The following is an 18,330-nucleotide window of genomic DNA, read 5'->3' on the forward strand; positions in this document are numbered from 1 at the left end:
GAATTGGTGGTTCGGAAGCCGGCCACGCCGCGACGCCACGGCCGCGCGATGAAGCGCGGCAAGGTCATGGTGGTAGGGGGGCCCGGATACCGTCCCTCGGCAGCCCGGGCACGTGGCAGGGGATGGGCGGAATCTATGGGATGGATCACCGCGATTGCGGCATTCAACAATTGTTCACAATCCCTGCTCTGCCGTGCGTTCGCCGCAACAGCCCTCCGGGCCGGCATTCGTTACCCTCGCGGCCACGCCGCCCTGTCCGCGCGCGTCCCGCGTCCGCACTGCCCGCCGCCGCTGCCGCCGCGCCCGCCATCCGCTCACCGGAGCCGCCGCATGTTCCGCTCCCGCCGCCTGTCGCACCTGCCCCTCACCGCCAAGGTCGTGTTCCTCGTCGCACTGATGGGCCTGGTCTCGATCGCGACCGCGCTCTACACCACGCGCACCATGCGCAACGTCACCGACGACTACAAGGCCCTCATCGACCGCGAGGCGCAAAGCGCACTGCATGTGAGCGACGCGGCCCTGCTGCTCGGCGAATCGGGCCGCATCGTGTATGCCGTGCTCACCGAGCAGGACGAGAACACCATGCGCGCGGCCCTCTCCCGGCTGGAGCGGCTGCAGGCGCAATTCGAGGCGCAGATCGACACCACCGAGCGGCTCGTGCCGGGAGACGCCGGCCCGCTGCGCGCGATCCGAGCGCAGGCGGCGCACACGTTCACGCTGGCCGCCCGCATCGTCGATGCCGCCGCGCGCTGGCGCGGCGACCGGGCGCTGCAGATCATCCACGGCGAATTCGAGCCCGCGCTGAGCGCGCTGCGGCAGGCGATGAACCAGCAGCGCGACGAATCGACCAGCCGCTTCCAGACGGCTTCCGAGCAGCTCGGCCGGCTCACCGAAAGCACCATCCTCAACACAGCGCTGGCGGTGGCCGGCGGCCTCGCGCTGGTGATCGCGCTCTCCATCGGGGTGGCCGTCTCGCAGATCTCGCGGCCGATCATGCTGCTCACGCGCCACATGGAGCGGCTCACCGACCGCGACTACGGCGACGCGATCACCGGTACCGATCGGCGCGACGAGGTGGGCACCATGGCCAAGGCGCTGCAGGTCTTCAAGGACAGCATGCAGCGCGAGGACCGGCTGGCGGTCGAGCTGGCCGCCAGTGCCGAGGCGCGGCGGCTGTCCGAGCAACTGGTCGACCTGACCGGCGCCATTCCCGGCGCGGTCTTCCAGCTGCGCATGGAGGCCGGCGGCGGCCACCGCTTCCTGTTCGTGAGCGAGAAGGCCGGGGATCTGCACGGCCGCAGCGCGCAGGAGCTGCTGGGCCTGCAGGCACCGCTGCACACCGCCTACGGCCTGCCGGACGGTGCCCAGGGGCCGCTGCAGGGCGCCTTCGACCGCAGCCTGCGCACGCTCGAACCGCTGGATGTCGACGTCGAAGTGCCGCGCGGCGCCGGTACGCAATGGATCAAGACGCTCGCCACCGCGCGCGCGCTGCCGGGCGGCGCGGTGCTGTTCAACGGTGTGTGGCTGGACGTGACCGAGCAGCGCAACCAGGCCCGTGCGCTCGCGCAGGTGGCCGAGGAGAAGGCCACCTTCCTCGCCGTGATGAGCCATGAGATCCGCACCCCGCTCAACGCCATCCTCGGGCTGGCGCAGCTCGCGCTCAAGGAGCCGCTGCCGCCCGCGCAGCAGGAGCGCGTGGAGCAGCTCTACCGCGCGGGCCGGCGCCTGCTGGGCATCGTCGACGACACGCTGGATTTCTCCAAGATCGATGGCGGCCACCTCGTGCTGGAGCATGCCGTGTTCGACCCGCGGCAGCTGCTGGGCGACCTCTCCGACCTGTTCACCCCCCGCGCCCGCGAGAAGGGGCTGGCGCTGCGCATCGGCCTCGCGGATGGCGTGCCGCACCGCCTCGTGGGCGACGCGCACCGCATCGCGCAGGTGCTCATGAACTTCGTGAACAACGCGATCAAGTTCACGGAGTCGGGCGAGGTCGCCGTGATGCTCGATGCCACCGGGGCGGATGCCGACGGCGCCCTCGTGCTGCGCGGCACCGTGCGCGACACCGGCATCGGCCTCACCGCCGCGCAGCAGGCCCACCTCTTCCAGGCCTTCCACCAGGCGGATGCCACCATCACCCGCCGCTTCGGCGGCACCGGCCTGGGGCTGGCCATCTCGCGCCAGCTCGCGCGGCGCATGGGCGGCGACACGGGCGTGGACAGCACGCCGGGCCGGGGCAGCACCTTCTGGTTCACCGCGCAGATCCGGCGCGCGGAGGACGGCGCGGACGCGGCGCAGGCGCCGGCCCTCGCGCGGCCGGCGGCGCCACCGCCCGCGCTGGCCGGCCGCCGCGTGCTGCTGGTGGACGACAACGAACTCAACCGCCTCGTCGCCACCGGCCTGCTGCAAGCCGGCGGCCTGCACGTGGACACCGCCATCGACGGCGCGCAGGCGATCGAGCGGCTCGCGCAGGCACCGGATGGAACCTACGACGCCGTGCTCATGGACATGCAGATGCCGGTGATGGACGGCCTCACCGCCACGCGCCGGCTGCGCGCCCAGGCACGGTTCGCCGCCCTGCCCGTGATCGCCATGACGGCCAACGCCGCGCCGCAGGACATCGGACGCACGCGCGTCGCCGGCATGGACGACCACCTGTCCAAACCGGTGCTCGAAGGCCCGCTGTGGGCCGTGCTCACCCGCTGGATCGTGTCGCCGCCGTCCGGCCGCCCCGCGGTCGCCGGTCCCCCGTGGCCCTCACCGTCCGAGGGCATCCCGGCGCGCGCCCTGCTGCAGGACGTCCTGCGCCTGTCCGTGTTCGACGCCGCGCCGCTGGAGGAATGGGCCGGACTGCTCGCCCCCGGTCAGGCAGACCGCCTGCGCGAGCGCTTCGTGCACGACAGCGTTGCCCGCCTGCGCCGCATCGATACCGCCCTGGCACGCGGCGATTGGGCGGCCCTGCGGGACGAAGCCCACGAATGGGGCGGCACGGCAGGGAATTTCGGGCTGCAGCGCCTGTGCGGGCTCACGCGCCTGCTGGAGGAGGCCGCCGGACAGGCTCTGGCGCAGGCCGGCAACGGCGCGCCCGCCACCTTGCCCGCTGGATTGCCGGAGGCCGTGCGCCACGCGGCCACCGAGGGCCTGGCGCAACTGCGGGCCCATGCGCTGCAATGCGACACCGCGGCAGCGGGTTGAGGCGTCCTCAAAACTCCGCGTGCAGCCGCACGGAGAAAATGTCCACCGGCCCCCGGTCGCGGTTGTAGCCCGGGTTCTGGATGCGCTGCGCACCCAGCGACACCGCCGACTGCAGGGCACCCGCGGCCGTCGGCACCGGCGGCATCACCACGCGGTAGTACACCTCCCACACCCGCTCGTGCCCGTAGTTCAGCGCGCCGTCGCCCAGGAACGCGCCCTGCCCGCCGGCCGCCAGGTAACCGCGGTGGTCCGCCGACAGCCCGTTCACCGCCAGCGCGGCGCCCATGCGGTCCGCCGGCCGGCCCCAGGCCGCGCCGGACCACTGGCCGCCCACGGAGAACTGCCGGTCGATCTCGGTGAACGCGAACGTCTCCTGCCGCCCCCCGCTGCGGCCCGCGCGCACGAACACGCCCGCATCCTCGCCCAACGGCGCTTCCAGCGTCACGGCCCAGCCGGTCTTGGTCTGAAGCCGGCGCACCGCGCCCACGTCGGGCACCGTGCCGGTCGCCTGCCCCAGCGCCACCGCATCGTCGAACGCGCCCATCACCGCCCGGTTGCGGAACCACAGCACACGCCCGCGCAGCGGGCCCGCAGGCAATGCCACCGGCAGATTGGATTCGGCCTCGATCTGATCACCATAGTGCTGCCGCCAGGCGCGGTCGAGCTTGGGCCCGTTGGATTCGCGCGGCTGCAGCCCGCGGCCGCCACGCACGGCCCACTCCGGCGTGCGGTATTCGAGGATGCCCGCCCAGGTGTAGCCGCGCGCGTCGGCGGCGTAGTCCCACGGCCCGGGCGCCAGGTACGACCAGTTGAAGAACTGCTCGCGCGGGTCCTTGGCGTAGGGGTTCGGATCGAAATAGTCCAGCAGCGAGACGTTGCCCAGCACCAGCGTCCAGCGGCGCGCGGTGGCCGTGCCGCCCATCTCGTTGAAATCCGGTTCGATCTTCTCCGTCTCGCCGCCCGCGTTCCAGCGCTGCAGCCAGAAGAGCCGCGCCCGGTACGCCTTGAGCTGCGCGCCCGAAGAGCGCGCCAGCTCGCCGTTGGAGAGCCCGCCCGCACCCGTGAGGTGGGACAGCGGTACGCCCTGCGCGGCCTCCGGGTTGAAGTGCAGTTGCCCGCCCTCCCAGGGCCGCACCGCCAGATCGGCCGTGGCCGTGAAGGAATACGAGCGCTCGCGCGCCGGCACGAGGCTGTTCGGGCCGGTATACGCCGCATCGAAGGCGGGCTTGCGCTGCCAGACGTAGGTGGTCTGGGCATGCAGGGCGAAGCGGGGCTCGGGAGATTCCGCCGCTCCCTCCGCGGCCGCAGCCGTGGGCGAGGAAGCAGCTGTGGCCGCCGCAGCGGGCATGCCGGAAGCAGATGCGGCCAACGGCTCGGCGGGCGCGGCCTGGGCCCCGGCGCTCTGCAGCAGGGCCCACAGCGTGGCGGTCAGGAAAGGGGCCCGGAAACGGCCCGGGGCCGCGGGAAAGGCCGCCCACGTCGGGGCCGGAGAAAAGAACGGGAACATGCGCATGGGCCGGCATTCTGGCAGCGCCCGGCGGCACGGCCGTGTCGGCAATGCCGGGTGTGACGCGGCCGCCACACTGCCGGGCGCCCCGTCAGCGCCGGGGCCGTCGCGGCGGCAGGCCCGCCGAGGCGCTGGTCGATACCGGGATGCCGCCGGCTGGCGGCGCCTGGTACGGGCGCGGGGCCAGCCCTGCGGCCGGTGCGGCGCCCTCCTCCGCCAGCGTGGCTGCGTTGGGCGGCACATCGCCGCCGTGCGCCACGGTACGCGCGGCGGAGGCACCCGCAGGCACCTCCTGCCCGCCGCCGATGGCCGGGCCCACCGGAGCGCCTGGGGCTGCAGAGACCGGCACCGTGGCCGATTCCGGCCCCGCCCCCCGGGCCGCCTGCGACCGCCGCCAGGCACCGATCACCACCTCGTTGACGAACGCCCGGTCCAGCCAGAGCCAGATCACGATCGGCGCCAGCGTCGGCACCACCAGCGATCCCAACTGGTAGCCGTACACCAGCGCCTCCATCTGCCACTGCGCCACGCGCAGCGTGCGCACGTCGAACTGCGCCGTGAGCAGCAGTTGCATCAGCAGCTGCATGCAGAGGCTGAAGGCCTGCAGCGGCACCAGCAGCGCGTAGCCGGCGAGCGCCCGCACGGCGCGCCCCGGGCCGCGCGCGGCCAGCAGCAGCGCCAGGAAGATCGGCAACCCGTAAGCGTAGCGGCCCGGGTCGGATTCGAGGGTGATCTCCACCGGCTGGTTGCCCGTCTGCGGCGTGGCGATCGCCACCGAGGTATCCACCTCCAGCCGCCCCGGGGCGAGACGCGCCTCGCGCACCCAGCCGGGCGCGGCGTGCTCCAGCACCGCGCCGGCCACCATGCCGATGGGATAGGACGTCCAGGGCGATGCCCGCGTCCACGCGAGCGTGAGCAGCACGACCCCGATGAAGAGGCCGATCACGAAAGCCTTCAGGCTGGCGGCGCGGCGCATCGCAGTCGCGACTTCAGGCCAGGGCCGCGGCCGGGGGCGTGGCCGGCGGCGCACCCGGGCCGGGCGGGGAGCCGGCCGACGTCGGCCTGCTGCCCGCGCGCACCCACAGCAGCCAGACGATGAGCACGTCCACCATGATCAGCGCCTGCCACAGGTACTCGTGCGCGAAATTGAACACCGTCGTGCTCCACTGCCCCAGGTAGAACAGGCTGATCACCCGCACGATGTTGAGCGCCTGCACCGCCGCGAAACCCGCCGCGAGGCCGATCAGCTTGTGCCGCCAGGTGGAGGGGAAGGCCATCACCGCCGCGAACAGCACGATGCAGGCCTCGATGCCGTTGCAGCCCGCCTCGATCGACACGCCGAAGCCCGTCTGGTGGTTCCACAGCACCTTGCCCGCCGCCGCGGCCGAGCTGTCGAACCACATCACCATCGTCGCGCAGATGCGCGCGAGCAGCGCCGTCCACGGCAGCACCAGGTGCTCCTGCACCCAGTTGAGCATGTTGATGCCGAACAGGGTGAGCTGGAGGGTGAGGAAGATGAGGAAGAAGCGCAGCATGGCAGTGGGGCTCCGCGGAAGGAGGAGGATCGCCGCGCATTATCCGGCAGGGCCGGTCTTCGGGGAATCGCGCATGTCTGGACGCACCTGGTCTGGCGCGCTCTTCTTCTGCGAACCGGCAACTCCTGCATCCGGTTTCGGGCACCAACCTCGCTACAAAACGTTTTCGCTCATCTATAGCAGCTCAACAATCCGTCACCAATTCCCTGCGTCGCTGGTGCATGCAGTCATTACCATCAGAACACTCGGCGCGACCAGGAGGGAGCACGTCGAGGGCCGCAGACACAAATAACCGAAAATCATGCTTGATATCGACTCACAAGGAATGGTGATTTCATCCAGGGTTCAGCCACGCAGATTCAACGTGATTGAACGAACCGCCATGACCTCGGTCACGGGAATCATCATTCATCAAACAGGCTCATCCGACGAGCAAAGTGTTTTTTCCAGCTACAGAAGAGGAGGCAATGGAGCGCATTTTCTCATCCTAAAGAATGGCACCATATACCAGACGGCCTCCTTGCATCTTAGGACCCACCATGTAGGGCCGTTGAAGGCTCGGTGCCTTGCCGAGCATCGTTGCACGGCCGCGAAATTCAAAAAGTCGAATAAATTCCCCCAAACCAGCGCAGTGGAGCGCATGAACAAGATTGAAATGACGAAATCCGTCCCTCTGCGATATCCCAGCAACACGGACTCCATTGGAATAGAGATCGTCGGCTCCGCCTCGCTGCCGCCCGGCGTCACCATGCCTGCCGGGCTGAGCAAGGTCCAACAAGACGCATTCCTTGGGGAGAAAGCCGTTTATGAATCCGTCACCACCGCCCAGAACATATCTTTGCAATGGCTTGTCGGCGAACTGATCGACACGTTGCACTTCAGTTCATCAGAGGTGCACCGGCATCCGGATGTCAGCAGAAAAAATACGACCGAGGCGAGTACTGCGGTATGGCGCTGAAAAGATATGCCTGCGCAGCGATTTTTCTCATTTCGCATCTGTGCCATGCGCAGCCTCCCGAGCAGCCGCGTGCCTCATCCAGAACCCACGCCATTGCGCCCGTAGCCTCTATTGAGATCACCCGCGCCACCCCGGAAACCGCCGCAGCAGATACGGGTGCATGTGCGGGCACACGGCCACTGACCGAGAGCGACGTGCGCCGTTTTCTCACCCACGCCCGCCCCATCACTCGCCGGGCCGCCTTGCAGGACGAATTCCTGGTGGGTGACTGCTACACGGAAGCCCGTATCCGCTTCCAGGACGGCCGCACCGCCAGCCTGGGCATCGCCAACGACGCCGGCACGGCACTGCTGACCCCCATCGCGCAGGGCAAAGAGCAGGCACCGGGCCGTTATTTCCGCTGCAGGCAGTGCACCGGCATGCTGGACTTGCCGGACCGTCTGCCGGTGAACTGACGGCAGCACCTGCACAGACAACGCACTCCAGAAAAAAGCCGCGGAAGGCAGAATCGCCCCTCCGCGGCTTCGGCCCGGCCAAGGCCTGCAACGCAGGCCCGCCGGCTCACCCAGCCAGCCTCACACCAGCAGCGCGTTCACCCGCTTCACGTACGCGGCCGGGTCTTCCGGCAGCCCGCCTTCGGCCAGCAGGGCCTGGTCGAAGAGGATGTGGGCGAGGTCGTGGAAATGCACGCTGCCGTCCAGCTTCTTCACCAGCGCATGCTCCGGGTTCACCTCCAGCACGGGCTTGGCGTCGGGCAGGGACTGGCCGGCCTGCTTCATGAGGCGCGCGAGCTGGGTGCTCATGCCGTGTTCCTGCACCACCAGGCAGGCGGGCGAATCGACGAGGCGCGTGGTCACGCGCACGTCCTCGGCCCGGTCCTTCAGGGCTTCCTTGAGCTTCGCCAGCACGGGCTTGAAGGCCTCGGCGGCCTCCTCGGCGGCCTTCTTCTCGGACTCGTCCTGCAGCGTGCCCAGGTCCACCGCGCCCTTGGCCACGGACTGCAGCGGCGTGCCGTCGAAATCGTGCAGGTAGTTGAGCGCCCACTCGTCCACCCGGTCGGCCATCAGCAGCACCTCGATGCCCTTCTTCTTGAAGACCTCGAGCTGCGGGCTGTTCTTGGCGGCGGCCAGGGTGTCGGCGGTGATGTAGTAGATCGCCTCCTGGCCTTCCTTCATGCGGGCCTTGTAGTCGGCCAGCGAGACGGTGGTGGTGTCCGTGGTGGTGGAGGCGAAGCGCAGCAGCTTGGCGATGCGGTCGCGGTTGCCGAAGTCCTCGCCCAGGCCTTCCTTGAGCACGGAACCGAACTCGGCGTAGAACTGCGTGTACTTGCCTTCCTTGGCCTTGTCGTCCTCGCTCACCACGTCGGTCACGCCGTCGGCGCCTTCACCGGCGGTGTGGCGGTCGTGCTTGGCCAGGTCCTCGAGCATGGAGAGCACGCGCTTGGTGGAGCCCTCGCGGATGGCGCGCACGTCGCGGCTTTCCTGCAGCAGCTCGCGGCTGACGTTGAGCGGCAGGTCGGCCGAGTCGATCACGCCCTTCACGAAGCGCAGGTAGGTGGGCATCAGCGCCTCGGCGTCGTCCATGATGAAGACGCGCTTCACGTAAAGCTTCACGCCGGCCTTCTTGTCGCGGTTCCAGAGGTCGAACGGCGCCTTGGCCGGGATGTAGAGCAGCTGCGTGTACTCGGTGTTGCCCTCCACGCGGTTGTGGCTCCAGGTGAGCGGGTTCTCGTGGTCGTGGCTGATCGCCTTGTAGAACTCCTGGTACTGCTCGTCGGTGATGTCCTTCTTGGGGCGCGTCCACAGGGCGCTGGCCTTGTTCACGGCCTCCCACTCGCCCGTCTTGACCATCTGGCCGGGCTCGCCCTCCTTCTCGCTCTCCTTCCACTCTTCCTTTTCCATGAGGATGGGCAGGCTGATGTGGTCGGAGTACTTGCCGATGACCTGCTTGAGCTTCCAGGCGTTCAGGAACTCCTCGGCCTCGTCGCGCAGGTGCAGGATGATGCTCGTGCCGCGCTCGGCGCGCGTGATGGTTTCCACCTCGAAATCGCCCGTGCCGCCGCTGGTCCAGCGCACGCCTTCTTCGGGCGCGAGGCCCGCGCGGCGCGATTCCACGGTGATCTTGTCGGCGACGATGAAGCCGGAATAGAAGCCCACGCCGAACTGGCCGATGAGCTGGGCGTCCTGCTTCTGGTCGCCCGAGAGGCGGCTCATAAAGTCCTTGGTGCCGCTCTTGGCGATCGTGCCCAGGTGGTCGATGGCCTCCTGCTCGCTCATGCCGATGCCGTTGTCGGTGATCGTGAGCGTCTTCGCGGCCTTGTCGAAGGACACGCGCACTTCGAGGTTGGGCGCGTCTTCGTACAGCGCGGCGTTGTTCAGGGCCTCGAAACGCAGCTTGTCGCAGGCGTCGGACGCGTTGGAGATCAGCTCGCGCAGGAAGATTTCCTGGTTGGAGTACAGCGAGTGGGTGACCAGGTGCAGCAGCTGCGCGACTTCGGCCTGGAAGGAATGGGTGTGCTTGCTCATGGTTGGTGGATGGCTCTTGTAAGAGGTTCGCAACGAAAGGGAACGCCCGCCCACATGGGGGTCGGGTGCGGATTATCAATGGGTGGAGGTACGCGATCACTGCCGAGCCGGCCACGCCGATATCGGGTCATTCCCCGCCCATCTGGCACGTCGGCACGGGCACGGTTACATTCGCTGACATGATCGCCCCTGCGCCCCATTTCCTGCCCGACGGAACGCCGGCGCACGCGCTGCTGCGCGAATGCGACTGGGGAGCCTCGTCGCTGGGCCACCCCGCTTCCTGGCCGAGGCCGCTGCACGCCGCGGCCTCGCTGGTGCTCGACTCCCTCGCGCCCACCTGGCTGGCCTGGGGGCCGGGCCTGGGCATGGTCTACAACGCGCCGTACGCCGAGATGCTGGGCAACAAGCATCCCGGGGCCATGGGCTCCGCGCTGGATGCGGTATGGGCGGAAGTCTGGCCGGACGTGAGCGCGCTCGTGGCCACGGCGCTCGCGGGCGAGGCGCTGTACCGCGAAGACCTGCCGCTGATCGTGAACCGCCGCGGCCATCCCGAACCCGCCTGGTTCAGCTTCTCCTACACGCCCCTGCGTGACGATGACGGACGCGTGCAGGGCGTGCTGTGCACGGTTTCGGAGACCACCGGCAAGATGCTGGCGCAGCGCGGACTGGCCGACAGCGAATCGCGCCTGCGGGCGCTGACGCTGGCCACGGCCAATGCCGTCTACCGCATGAACGCCGACTGGAGCCGGCTCCTGGAGATCAACGGCCAGGGCTTCATCGCCGACACCGCGGAACCCACGCGCTCCTGGATCGAGCAGTACGTGCCGGCCCAGGACCAGCCGCAGGTGCGCGCGGCCATCGCGCAGGCCATGGCGACCCGCGGCCTGCTCGAGCTGGAGCACCGCGTGTTCCGCGTGGACGGCAGCATCGGCTGGACCCTGTCACGCGCCATGCCGCTGCTGGGCGCCGACGGCGAAGTCATGGAATGGTTCGGCACCGCCACCGACCTCACGGCCCGCAAGGCCGCCGAGAGTGCGCTGCGCGAAAGCGAGCTGCAGTTGCGCACGCTGTTCGAGACCATGGACGAGGGCTTCTGCGTGATCGAGTTCCTCGACGGCCCCCATGGCCCGCTGAGCGACTACGTGCATGTCTCGGCCAATCCGGCCTACCAGGCCAACGCGGGCATCGCCGACGTGGTGGGCCAGCGCGTGCGCGACATGGTGCCAGAGGAAGCCGACGCCTGGGTGGAGATCTACCGCAAGGTGCTGGTCACGGGCGAGCCGGTGCGCTTCGAGCGCGAGCTGGTCAAGACCGGCCGCTACCTGGAGCTGTCCGCGTTCCGCGTGGAGCCGGCCGAGCGCCGTCAGGTGGCGGTGCTGTTCCAGGACGTGACGCAGCGCCACCGCGCCGAGCGCGCCCTGCGCGACCTGAACGACGCCCTGGAGCAGCGCGTGGCGCTGGAGGTGGCCGAGCGCCTGCGCACGGAAGAGGTGCTGCGCCAGGCGCAGAAGATGGAGGCGGTGGGGCAGCTCACCGGCGGCATCGCGCACGATTTCAACAACATGCTGGCCGTGGTGCTGGGCTCGCTGGAACTGCTGGACCGCCGCTTCGCCGCGGGCGAGCCGCGCGCCCGCCGCCACATCGATGCGGCCCGCGGCGGGGCCCGGCGCGCGGCGCAGCTCACGCAGCGGCTGCTGGCCTTCTCGCGAAGGCAGCCCCTCAGCCCGGTGCCGCTGGACGCCAACCAGCTGGTCGCCGGCATGTCCGACATGCTGCGCCATTCGCTGGGCGGAGCGATCCGCCTGGAGACGGTGCTCGCGGGCGGGCTGTGGCGCATCCATGCGGACCGCAACCAGCTCGAGAGCGTGATCCTGAACCTCGCCGTCAACGGCCGAGACGCGATGGGCGCGCTGACCGACGGCGGGCGGCTCACCATCGAAACCGCCAACGCCCACCTGGACGACCGCTACGCCGCGGAGCACCTGGGCGTGGCGCCCGGGCAGTACGTGCTGATCGCCGTGACCGACACCGGCACGGGCATGCCGCCGGAGGTGATCGCCAAGGCCTTCGACCCGTTCTTCACCACCAAGGAGGTGGGCAAGGGCACCGGCCTGGGGTTGAGCCAGGTGTACGGCTTCATCCGGCAGTCGAACGGCCACGTGAAGATCTATTCCGAGGTGGGCGAAGGCACCACCGTCAAGGTGTATCTGCCGCGCCTGACGGACGTCGCCGGGGACGAGGCCCCCGCGACCGCACCGCCGCCGCTGCCCCTGGGGGACGCGCAGGAAGTGGTGCTGGTGGTGGAGGACGAGGCCGCGGTGCGGCAGTTCTCCGTGGACGCCCTGGGCGAGCTCGGCTACCGCGTGCTGGAAGCCGACGGCGCCGCGACGGCGCTGAAGCTGATCGACGCGCACCCGGAAATCGACCTGCTGTTCACCGATGTGGTGATGCCCGACGTGAACGGCCGCAAATTGGCCGAGGAAGCGCTGCGCCGCCGGCCGGGCCTGAAGGTGCTGTTCACCACCGGCTACACGCGCAACGCCGTGGTGCACAACGGCATGCTGGACGCGGGCGTGCACCTCATCGGCAAGCCCTACACCCTGGAAGACCTGGCATTGCGCGTGCGCGAGGCGCTCGACGCGCCCCACGCCGGCATCGCCCCGGCCGTCGCCTGACCCGCCACGGCGCGGGCCGGGCCGTCGGCGGATGCGCCGGCGTCAGAACCGCTCGTTCGGCCCCAGGTAGCGCCACTGCCCCACGGGCAGGTTGCCGAGCACCACGCGGCCGATGCGGATGCGCTTGAGGCCCACCACCTTCAGGCCCACCAGTTCGCACATGCGGCGGATCTGGCGCTTCTTGCCTTCCTGGAGCACGAAGCGCAGCTGCTCGGGGTTCTGCCAGTCCACCTTCGCGGGCTTGAGCGGCTGGCCGTCGAGCGAGAGGCCGTGGCAGAGGCGCGCGAGCTGCTCGGCCGGGAAGACGGACTGCACGCCGGTCGCGACGTCGCCGTAGTGCACGCGCACGAGGTACTCCTTCTCGACCTCGGAGTCTTCGCCGATCAGGTGCCGGGCCACGCGGCCGTCCTGCGTGAGCACCAGCAGTCCAACGGAATCGATGTCCAGCCGGCCGCAGGGCGCGAGGCCGCGCAATTGCGGCGGCGAGAAGCGCTGCTGGCTCGGGTCTTCGCGCCAGTGGGTGCGCGGGTTGATGAGCGCGACCGCCGGCGTGTGGCCATCCTCGGCTTGGCCGCTCACGTAGCCCATGGGCTTGTGCAGCAGGATGGTCACCTGCCGCTCCTGCTGGCCCCGCGCGGCGGGGTCCACCTCGATGCGGTCCGTGGGCGCCACCTGCAGGCCCATGGCGGCCACCTGCCCGTTCACGCGCACCCAGCCGCTGGCGATCCAGTCGTCCGCCTCGCGGCGCGAGCACAGGCCGAGTTCGGCCATGCGCTTGTTGAGGCGGGAGGTGGCGCCGGGAGCACCGTTCTCCGGGCCGCGGGCCGCGGAACCGCCCCGCGGATGCGGAGCCTGCGGGGCGGGATCGGCGCGCCGGACCGGGGCCCCCGGCGCGCCCGGCTCGGGCGCGCGCAGGGTGAAGCGGCCCGCGGGCCGGGGGCCTCCGGGGCGGGACGGCGCGGGCCCCTGGGCGGCAGAGGGGGAGGAAGCGGGCCTGGAGGCGGAAGCCGGCGGGCCGGCGCGCCGGCCGCCCGGAGGGAGCGACAGGCGGTTGCGGGGAGCGGAATCGGACATGGGCGCTATTTTCGCGCGTCGGCCGCGGCATGCCAGGCGAGCAGGTCCTCCGCGGGCATGGGCCGGCCGATGTGGTAGCCCTGGGCCTCGTCGCAGCGCAGGGCCTGCAGGCGCTCCAGGATAGTGGCGGTCTCCACGCCCTCGGCCACTACCGAGAGGCCCAGGTTGTGCGCGAGGTCGATGGTGGAGCGTACGATCTGCGCGTCGCCCGTGTCCGCCGCCATGCCGAGCACGAAGGATTTGTCGATCTTCAGTTCGTCCACCGGCAGCCGCTTGAGGTAGGCCAGCGAGGAGTATCCGGTGCCGAAATCGTCGATGGAGAGCTTGAAGCCCTGCGCCGACAGGCGGTTGAGCATGGCTTCGGCCCGCGCCGGATCGTCCATGATGGCGCTCTCCGTGATCTCCAGGCAGAAGGACTCCGGCCCGACGCCGTGCCGTGCCATGAGCGCGCCCAGGCGGGCGCTCAGTTCCGTGTCCATGAGGTCGCGCGTGGACAGGTTGACCGAGATGCGCAGCCCCAGGGCGCGCACGTCGGGCCGCGCGAGGAAGACGGCCGCCTGCTCGAACACCCAGAGCGTGAGCTGCCGCACGAAGCCGGTCTGCTCGGCGAACGGGATGAACTGCATCGGCGGCACCAGGCCGCGCTCGGGATGCTGCCAGCGCACGAGCGCCTCCGCGCCGCAGCCGGCCCGGCCGTCCAGCCCGAGCTTGGGCTGCAGGAAGAGCCGCAGCTCGCCCGCCTCCACCGCATGGCGCAGCTCGGACAGCAGCGACAGCGCGGCCGCGCTGGACGACGCCATCGACGGGTCGTACACCTGCGCGCCGTGCAGCCGCCGCTTGGCGGCGTACATCGCGATCTCCGCGTGGCTCAGCAGGGTGTCGGCGTCTTCCGCCGGGCCGGGCCAGCAGGCGATGCCGATGCCGGCGCTGAGGTCCACCGTCTGGTCGTCGAACGCCAGCGAGGATTCGAACGCGCGCGTGATGCGCTGCGCCGTGTCGCGCGCGGCGGCTTCGTCCGCGCCCGGCAGCATCAGCGCGAATTCGTTGCCCCCCAGGCGGGCGAGGATCTCCCGGGGCGCATGCAGGTGGGAGGAGATGCGCGCCGCCACGGCCTGCAGCAGCCGGTCGCCCATCGCATAGCCCAGCACGCCGTTGACGTGCTTGAAGCGGTCCAGGTCGAGCGCGATCACCGAGAGCGGCTCGCCCGTGTGGATGCCGTGCCGGATCGCCTCCATGAGCATGCGGCGGAACCGCTCCCGGTTCGGCACGCCGGTGAGCCGGTCGGTATGGGCGAGCCGGCGGATCTCGTCCTGCTGCTCCGCGATGCCGATGCGCATGCGGTCGAAGGAGCGCGCGAGGTGGCCGATCTCGTCGGTGCGTTCCGTGTGCTCGATGGGCGCGGCATAGTCGCCCCGCGACAGGCGCTGCGTGGCCACCGTCACGGCCCGCAGGGGGGTGGCCACGCGCCGCGCCATGACAGCGAACCCGATGGCGAACAGCGCCACGCCCGCGAGCGTGATGCCGGCCAGCAGCATCTGCAGATGGCGGTAGAAGGCGAGCACTTCGTCGAGCGAGCGCAGCAGCAGCACGCTCGCCTTGCCGTTGACGGTGTCGAGCGGCACGGCGCGCACCAGCACGGGGCCTTCGTCCGTCTCGATCTCGCCGCCGCCCGTGAATCCCGCCAGCCGCTCCCGCTCGCCCGCGGGCAGCGTGCTGACCGGCACGTGCACGCCGCCGTCGGCGGTATGCACCGCGATGGCCACATCCACCGACTGCAGCTGTCGCATCTCCGCAGCCAGCGCCTGGCCGACCGGGAATCCCATGAGCACCCAGCCGATCACGAGCGGCGCGCGCAGCGGCACCGTCACGAACTGGTAGGGCACGCCGTCCACGATGGCGATCTGGCTGCCGCCGGGATGCTCCGTGAGCGCGGGCAGCACGCCGCGCAGCACGGCGCGCGCGTCGGCGGAAGCATCCGCGGCCGAGGACACCACCAGCTGCATGCGCGTGTCCAGCAGGGCGGTGACGGCCGCGCCGATGCGGGCGCCGTGGTTGTAGAGCACCGACTCGATGGTGTCCGCATCGCCGGAATTCACGGCCGAGCGGAATCCGTAGTCCGATGCGAGCAGCGTCGATGCCTGCTGCAGCCGCTCGGCGTTCTGCTCGATGAGGCGGCGCCAGACACGCTCGTTCGCGTCCAGCCCCTGCGCGACCTGCGCACGGCCATTGCGCTCAATCGAGGCGCGGACCACCAGGAAGCCGGCGGCCTGCACGATCAGCAGCAGCAGCAGCGAGATGGTGGCCAGCCGGAACATCAGGCTGCGCCGGAAAGCGCTCCAGCTCACGGCACGGCCCCCACCAGCCGGACGGCCACCGGGGCGCCGCCCTCGGCCACGGCCAGCGGCCGGGTCACGGCAGGCGCCCCCGCCGGCAGCCCTGCATGCCAGACGTTGAGCGTGTATTCACCGGGCGGCACCTTGTCGATGCGCACGGCCCCGGCGCCGTCGGCCTGGGCGTAGTAGGGGGTCTCGACCACCAGGATCCAGCCCACCATCTGGTCATGGATGTTGCAGCCCAGCACCACCACCCCGGGCTGGTCGAAGAGCACGGGATTGGCGGGCATGCCCGAATAAAGCTTGAGTTCGAACTTCTTCGCCGGAGAGAACGAATAGACGTGGTGACGCACCGTGTCGTGGTTGGGAAACTGCACCTGCGTGCCGGCGGTCACCACCAGCACCTCGGGCACGAAGCGCCGCTTTTCCTGGGCCACTTCGGCGCCCACGAGGGGTTTCACCTGCCGGCGCGCCTGGGCGGAATCCAGGAACGCCACGGCGCCCGGCAGCGGCTTGCCGGCGCCGTCCTGCACGACGATCTGCACCAGCGCCGCCCACGCACCCGGCGCGAACGCCGATGCCAGCCCGAGGACCGCGACCTGCACAGCACGCTGCATACCTGTCTTCACCATGTGATTCCCCTGGCCATAAATGTAACGTCATCGCCGCTCCTGGCGTGGCGTCCCGGACTCTGGCACGATACTGGACATCGCAGCAAAAGCTATCAAATCGATAGCTTGAAGCGACGGCACTGGACGGCACCGAACGGTTCGGCGATTTCGCCCTTTGCAACGCCCCAGGGCGGAGCATGCCAGCGAAGCGCCTTGCGTGCACCGCCCAGTTGTAACAACAACAGGGGTTTCATTGGCACCGTTCTTGCAGCGGCCACTGCAACAACGGGACCGTGTCCCGGGAACGCACCATGCAGCCTGTCCATCTCCTTCGCTCACTGTCCATCTCCCGCCGGCTCTTCCTCGGCTTCGGCTGCATGCTCGCGCTCGTGGTCGCCGTGGCGGTGCTCGGCCATCTGTCGGTGTCCGGCATGAACCGGCAGATGCAGCAGATCACGGGCATCGGGGCCGAGAAGGCTCGGCTCGCGAACGACATGCTGCAGACCGTGAGCGCCTCCGGCCTGCACGCACGCTCGGCCGCCATGCTCGGCGACATCGATCCACGCAATGCCGAGGACCAGGCGCGCAAGGCCACCGCCATCCTGCAGCGCTATGCCAAGCAGGAAGCCGACCTCGCCGCCCTGCTGGAGTCGAGCGGCGCCACGCCCGAGGAGCGCCGGTTGATGGCCGACGCCCAGGCCGAGGCGCGCAAGACCCGCCCCGAGCTCGAGGGCGCGCTCAAGCTGGTCACGGACGGCGACACGGTCAGCGCCACGCTCGGCCTGATGACCCGGGTGGCACCGCCCGAGGCGGTCTGGCGCGAGAAGCTCGCGCAGCTGGTGGAACTGCAGAACACCCTGAATGCCGAAGCCGCGGCGGCCGCGGACCGCACGCAGAGCCGCACGCGCCTCACCGCCGGCGCGCTGGTGGCGCTGGCCGTGGCGCTGGGCCTGCTCATCGCATGGCGCACCACCGCGAGCATCACCCAGCCGATAGGCCGCGCCGTCGTGGTGGCCGAACGCATCGCGCGCGGCGACCTGACCTCGGCGGTCGAGGTGCGCATCCACGACGAGACGGGCCGGCTGCTGGAGGCGATCGCCGCCATGCAGGCGCAGCTGCGCGCGCTGGTGGGGCACATCGGCACCGCGGCCGACTCCATCCTGCTGGCGAGCTCGGAGGTGGCCTCGGGCAACCTCGACCTGAGCCACCGCACGGAACAGACCTCCGGCAACCTGCAGGAGGCCGCCTCCGCGCTGGCGGACCTGACCCAGACCGTCCACCAGGGCGCCGACGCCGCGCAGCAGGCCAACCAGATGACGGCCTCGGCCGCCCAGGTCGCGGCGCGCAGCGGCCAGGTGGTGTCGCAGGTGGTGCAGACCATGGATGTGATCAGCACCAGCTCCCGGAAGATCGCCGACATCATCGGCGTGATCGACGGCATCGCGTTCCAGACCAACATCCTCGCGCTGAACGCCGCCGTGGAAGCGGCCCGGGCGGGCGAGCAGGGCCGCGGCTTCGCGGTGGTGGCCGGCGAGGTGCGCGCACTGGCGGGCCGCAGCGCCGAAGCCGCGCGGGAAATCCGGTCGCTCATCCTCGCGAGTGCCGGGCAGGTCAAGGAAGGCACCACCCTCGTCGCCGAGGCCGGCGCCACCATCGGCGAACTCGTGCAGTCGGTGCAGCGGGTGTCGGCCATCATGGGCGAGATCACCACGGCCGCGCACGAGCAGAGCGACCGCATCGGGCAGGTGAGCCAGTCCGTGAACGCGCTCGAGAACATGACGCAGCAGAACGCGGCCCTGGTGGAGGAAAGCAGCGCCGCGGCCGGCAGCCTGCGCGAGCAGGCGGGGCGCCTGACGGAAATGGTGGGCGCCTTCCGCCTGCAGCGCGACGCCGCGGGCAGCGCGCCGGCGGCCGTTACGG

General features: G+C 70.3%; 13 protein-coding genes. 5 read left to right on the forward strand and 8 right to left on the reverse strand.

Annotation, left to right across the window (positions count from 1 at the left end; all coding sequences use genetic code 11):
* Positions 1 to 330 precede the first annotated feature (330 nt).
* On the forward strand, positions 331 to 3,192 hold the full coding sequence (locus tag Q9R47_RS13740) for an ATP-binding protein (RefSeq protein ID WP_311233758.1): 2,862 nt from the start codon (positions 331 to 333) through the stop codon (positions 3,190 to 3,192).
* A gap of 7 nt (positions 3,193 to 3,199) precedes the next feature.
* On the opposite strand, the gene Q9R47_RS13745 is transcribed toward Q9R47_RS13740, so the two are convergent.
* The 3 genes from Q9R47_RS13745 to xrtH all read right to left on the reverse strand — a co-directional run bounded on the left by Q9R47_RS13745 (position 3,200) and on the right by xrtH (position 6,234).
* Positions 3,200 to 4,705 carry a carbohydrate porin gene (locus Q9R47_RS13745; RefSeq protein ID WP_311233759.1) on the reverse strand — a complete coding sequence of 502 codons (1,506 nt, stop codon included), beginning with the start codon at positions 4,703 to 4,705 and terminating at the stop codon, positions 3,200 to 3,202.
* An 85-nt stretch (positions 4,706 to 4,790) separates the two neighbouring features.
* A complete protein-coding gene (locus tag Q9R47_RS13750) occupies positions 4,791 to 5,675 on the reverse strand; it encodes an exosortase H-associated membrane protein (RefSeq protein WP_311233760.1) in 885 nt (294 codons plus the stop codon).
* 13 nt (positions 5,676 to 5,688) lie between these two features.
* Positions 5,689 to 6,234, reverse strand: coding sequence for an exosortase H (gene xrtH, locus Q9R47_RS13755; RefSeq protein ID WP_311233761.1), 546 nt, complete (start codon positions 6,232 to 6,234; stop codon positions 5,689 to 5,691).
* A gap of 301 nt (positions 6,235 to 6,535) precedes the next feature.
* Between xrtH and Q9R47_RS13760 the strand changes: the two genes are divergently transcribed.
* Entirely contained in the window at positions 6,536 to 7,192 is a 657-nt protein-coding gene (locus Q9R47_RS13760; protein ID WP_311233762.1) for an N-acetylmuramoyl-L-alanine amidase, read from the forward strand.
* On the forward strand, positions 7,183 to 7,647 hold the full coding sequence (locus Q9R47_RS13765; RefSeq protein ID WP_311233763.1) for a hypothetical protein: 465 nt from the start codon (positions 7,183 to 7,185) through the stop codon (positions 7,645 to 7,647). Before Q9R47_RS13760 ends, Q9R47_RS13765 begins: the two co-directional genes overlap by 10 nt.
* Positions 7,648 to 7,767: 120 nt before the next feature.
* Here Q9R47_RS13765 and htpG read toward each other — a convergent pair whose 3' ends face one another.
* Entirely contained in the window at positions 7,768 to 9,717 is a 1,950-nt protein-coding gene (htpG, locus tag Q9R47_RS13770; RefSeq protein ID WP_311233764.1) for a molecular chaperone HtpG, read from the reverse strand.
* A 179-nt stretch (positions 9,718 to 9,896) separates the two neighbouring features.
* On the opposite strand from htpG, the gene Q9R47_RS13775 reads away from it, so the two are divergent.
* Positions 9,897 to 12,392, forward strand: coding sequence for a PAS domain-containing protein (locus Q9R47_RS13775; RefSeq protein ID WP_311233765.1), 2,496 nt, complete (start codon positions 9,897 to 9,899; stop codon positions 12,390 to 12,392).
* Positions 12,393 to 12,434: 42 nt separating this feature from the next.
* On the opposite strand, the gene Q9R47_RS13780 is transcribed toward Q9R47_RS13775, so the two are convergent.
* The 4 genes from Q9R47_RS13780 to Q9R47_RS13795 all read right to left on the reverse strand — a co-directional run bounded on the left by Q9R47_RS13780 (position 12,435) and on the right by Q9R47_RS13795 (position 16,664).
* Positions 12,435 to 13,466 (reverse strand): pseudouridine synthase, encoded by a 1,032-nt coding sequence (locus tag Q9R47_RS13780; RefSeq protein ID WP_311233766.1) that lies wholly within the window; start codon positions 13,464 to 13,466, stop codon positions 12,435 to 12,437.
* Positions 13,467 to 13,471: 5 nt separating this feature from the next.
* The gene (locus tag Q9R47_RS13785; protein WP_311233767.1) at positions 13,472 to 15,811 is read right to left on the reverse strand and encodes an EAL domain-containing protein; all 2,340 of its coding nucleotides are present in this window, start codon (positions 15,809 to 15,811) and stop codon (positions 13,472 to 13,474) included.
* Positions 15,808 to 16,431, reverse strand: a complete 624-nt coding sequence (locus Q9R47_RS13790) for a methylamine utilization protein (RefSeq protein ID WP_311233768.1) — start codon at positions 16,429 to 16,431, stop codon at positions 15,808 to 15,810. Before Q9R47_RS13790 ends, Q9R47_RS13785 begins: the two co-directional genes overlap by 4 nt.
* Positions 16,432 to 16,523: 92 nt before the next feature.
* A complete protein-coding gene (locus Q9R47_RS13795; protein WP_311233769.1) occupies positions 16,524 to 16,664 on the reverse strand; it encodes a hypothetical protein in 141 nt (46 codons plus the stop codon).
* A gap of 57 nt (positions 16,665 to 16,721) precedes the next feature.
* Between Q9R47_RS13795 and Q9R47_RS13800 the strand changes: the two genes are divergently transcribed.
* Positions 16,722 to 18,330 (forward strand): methyl-accepting chemotaxis protein (locus Q9R47_RS13800; protein ID WP_311233770.1); only part of this gene is annotated, 1,609 nt, incomplete at its 3' end.

Source organism: Acidovorax sp. PRC11 (assembly GCF_031844105.1).
Lineage (GTDB): Bacteria > Pseudomonadota > Gammaproteobacteria > Burkholderiales > Burkholderiaceae_C > Paracidovorax.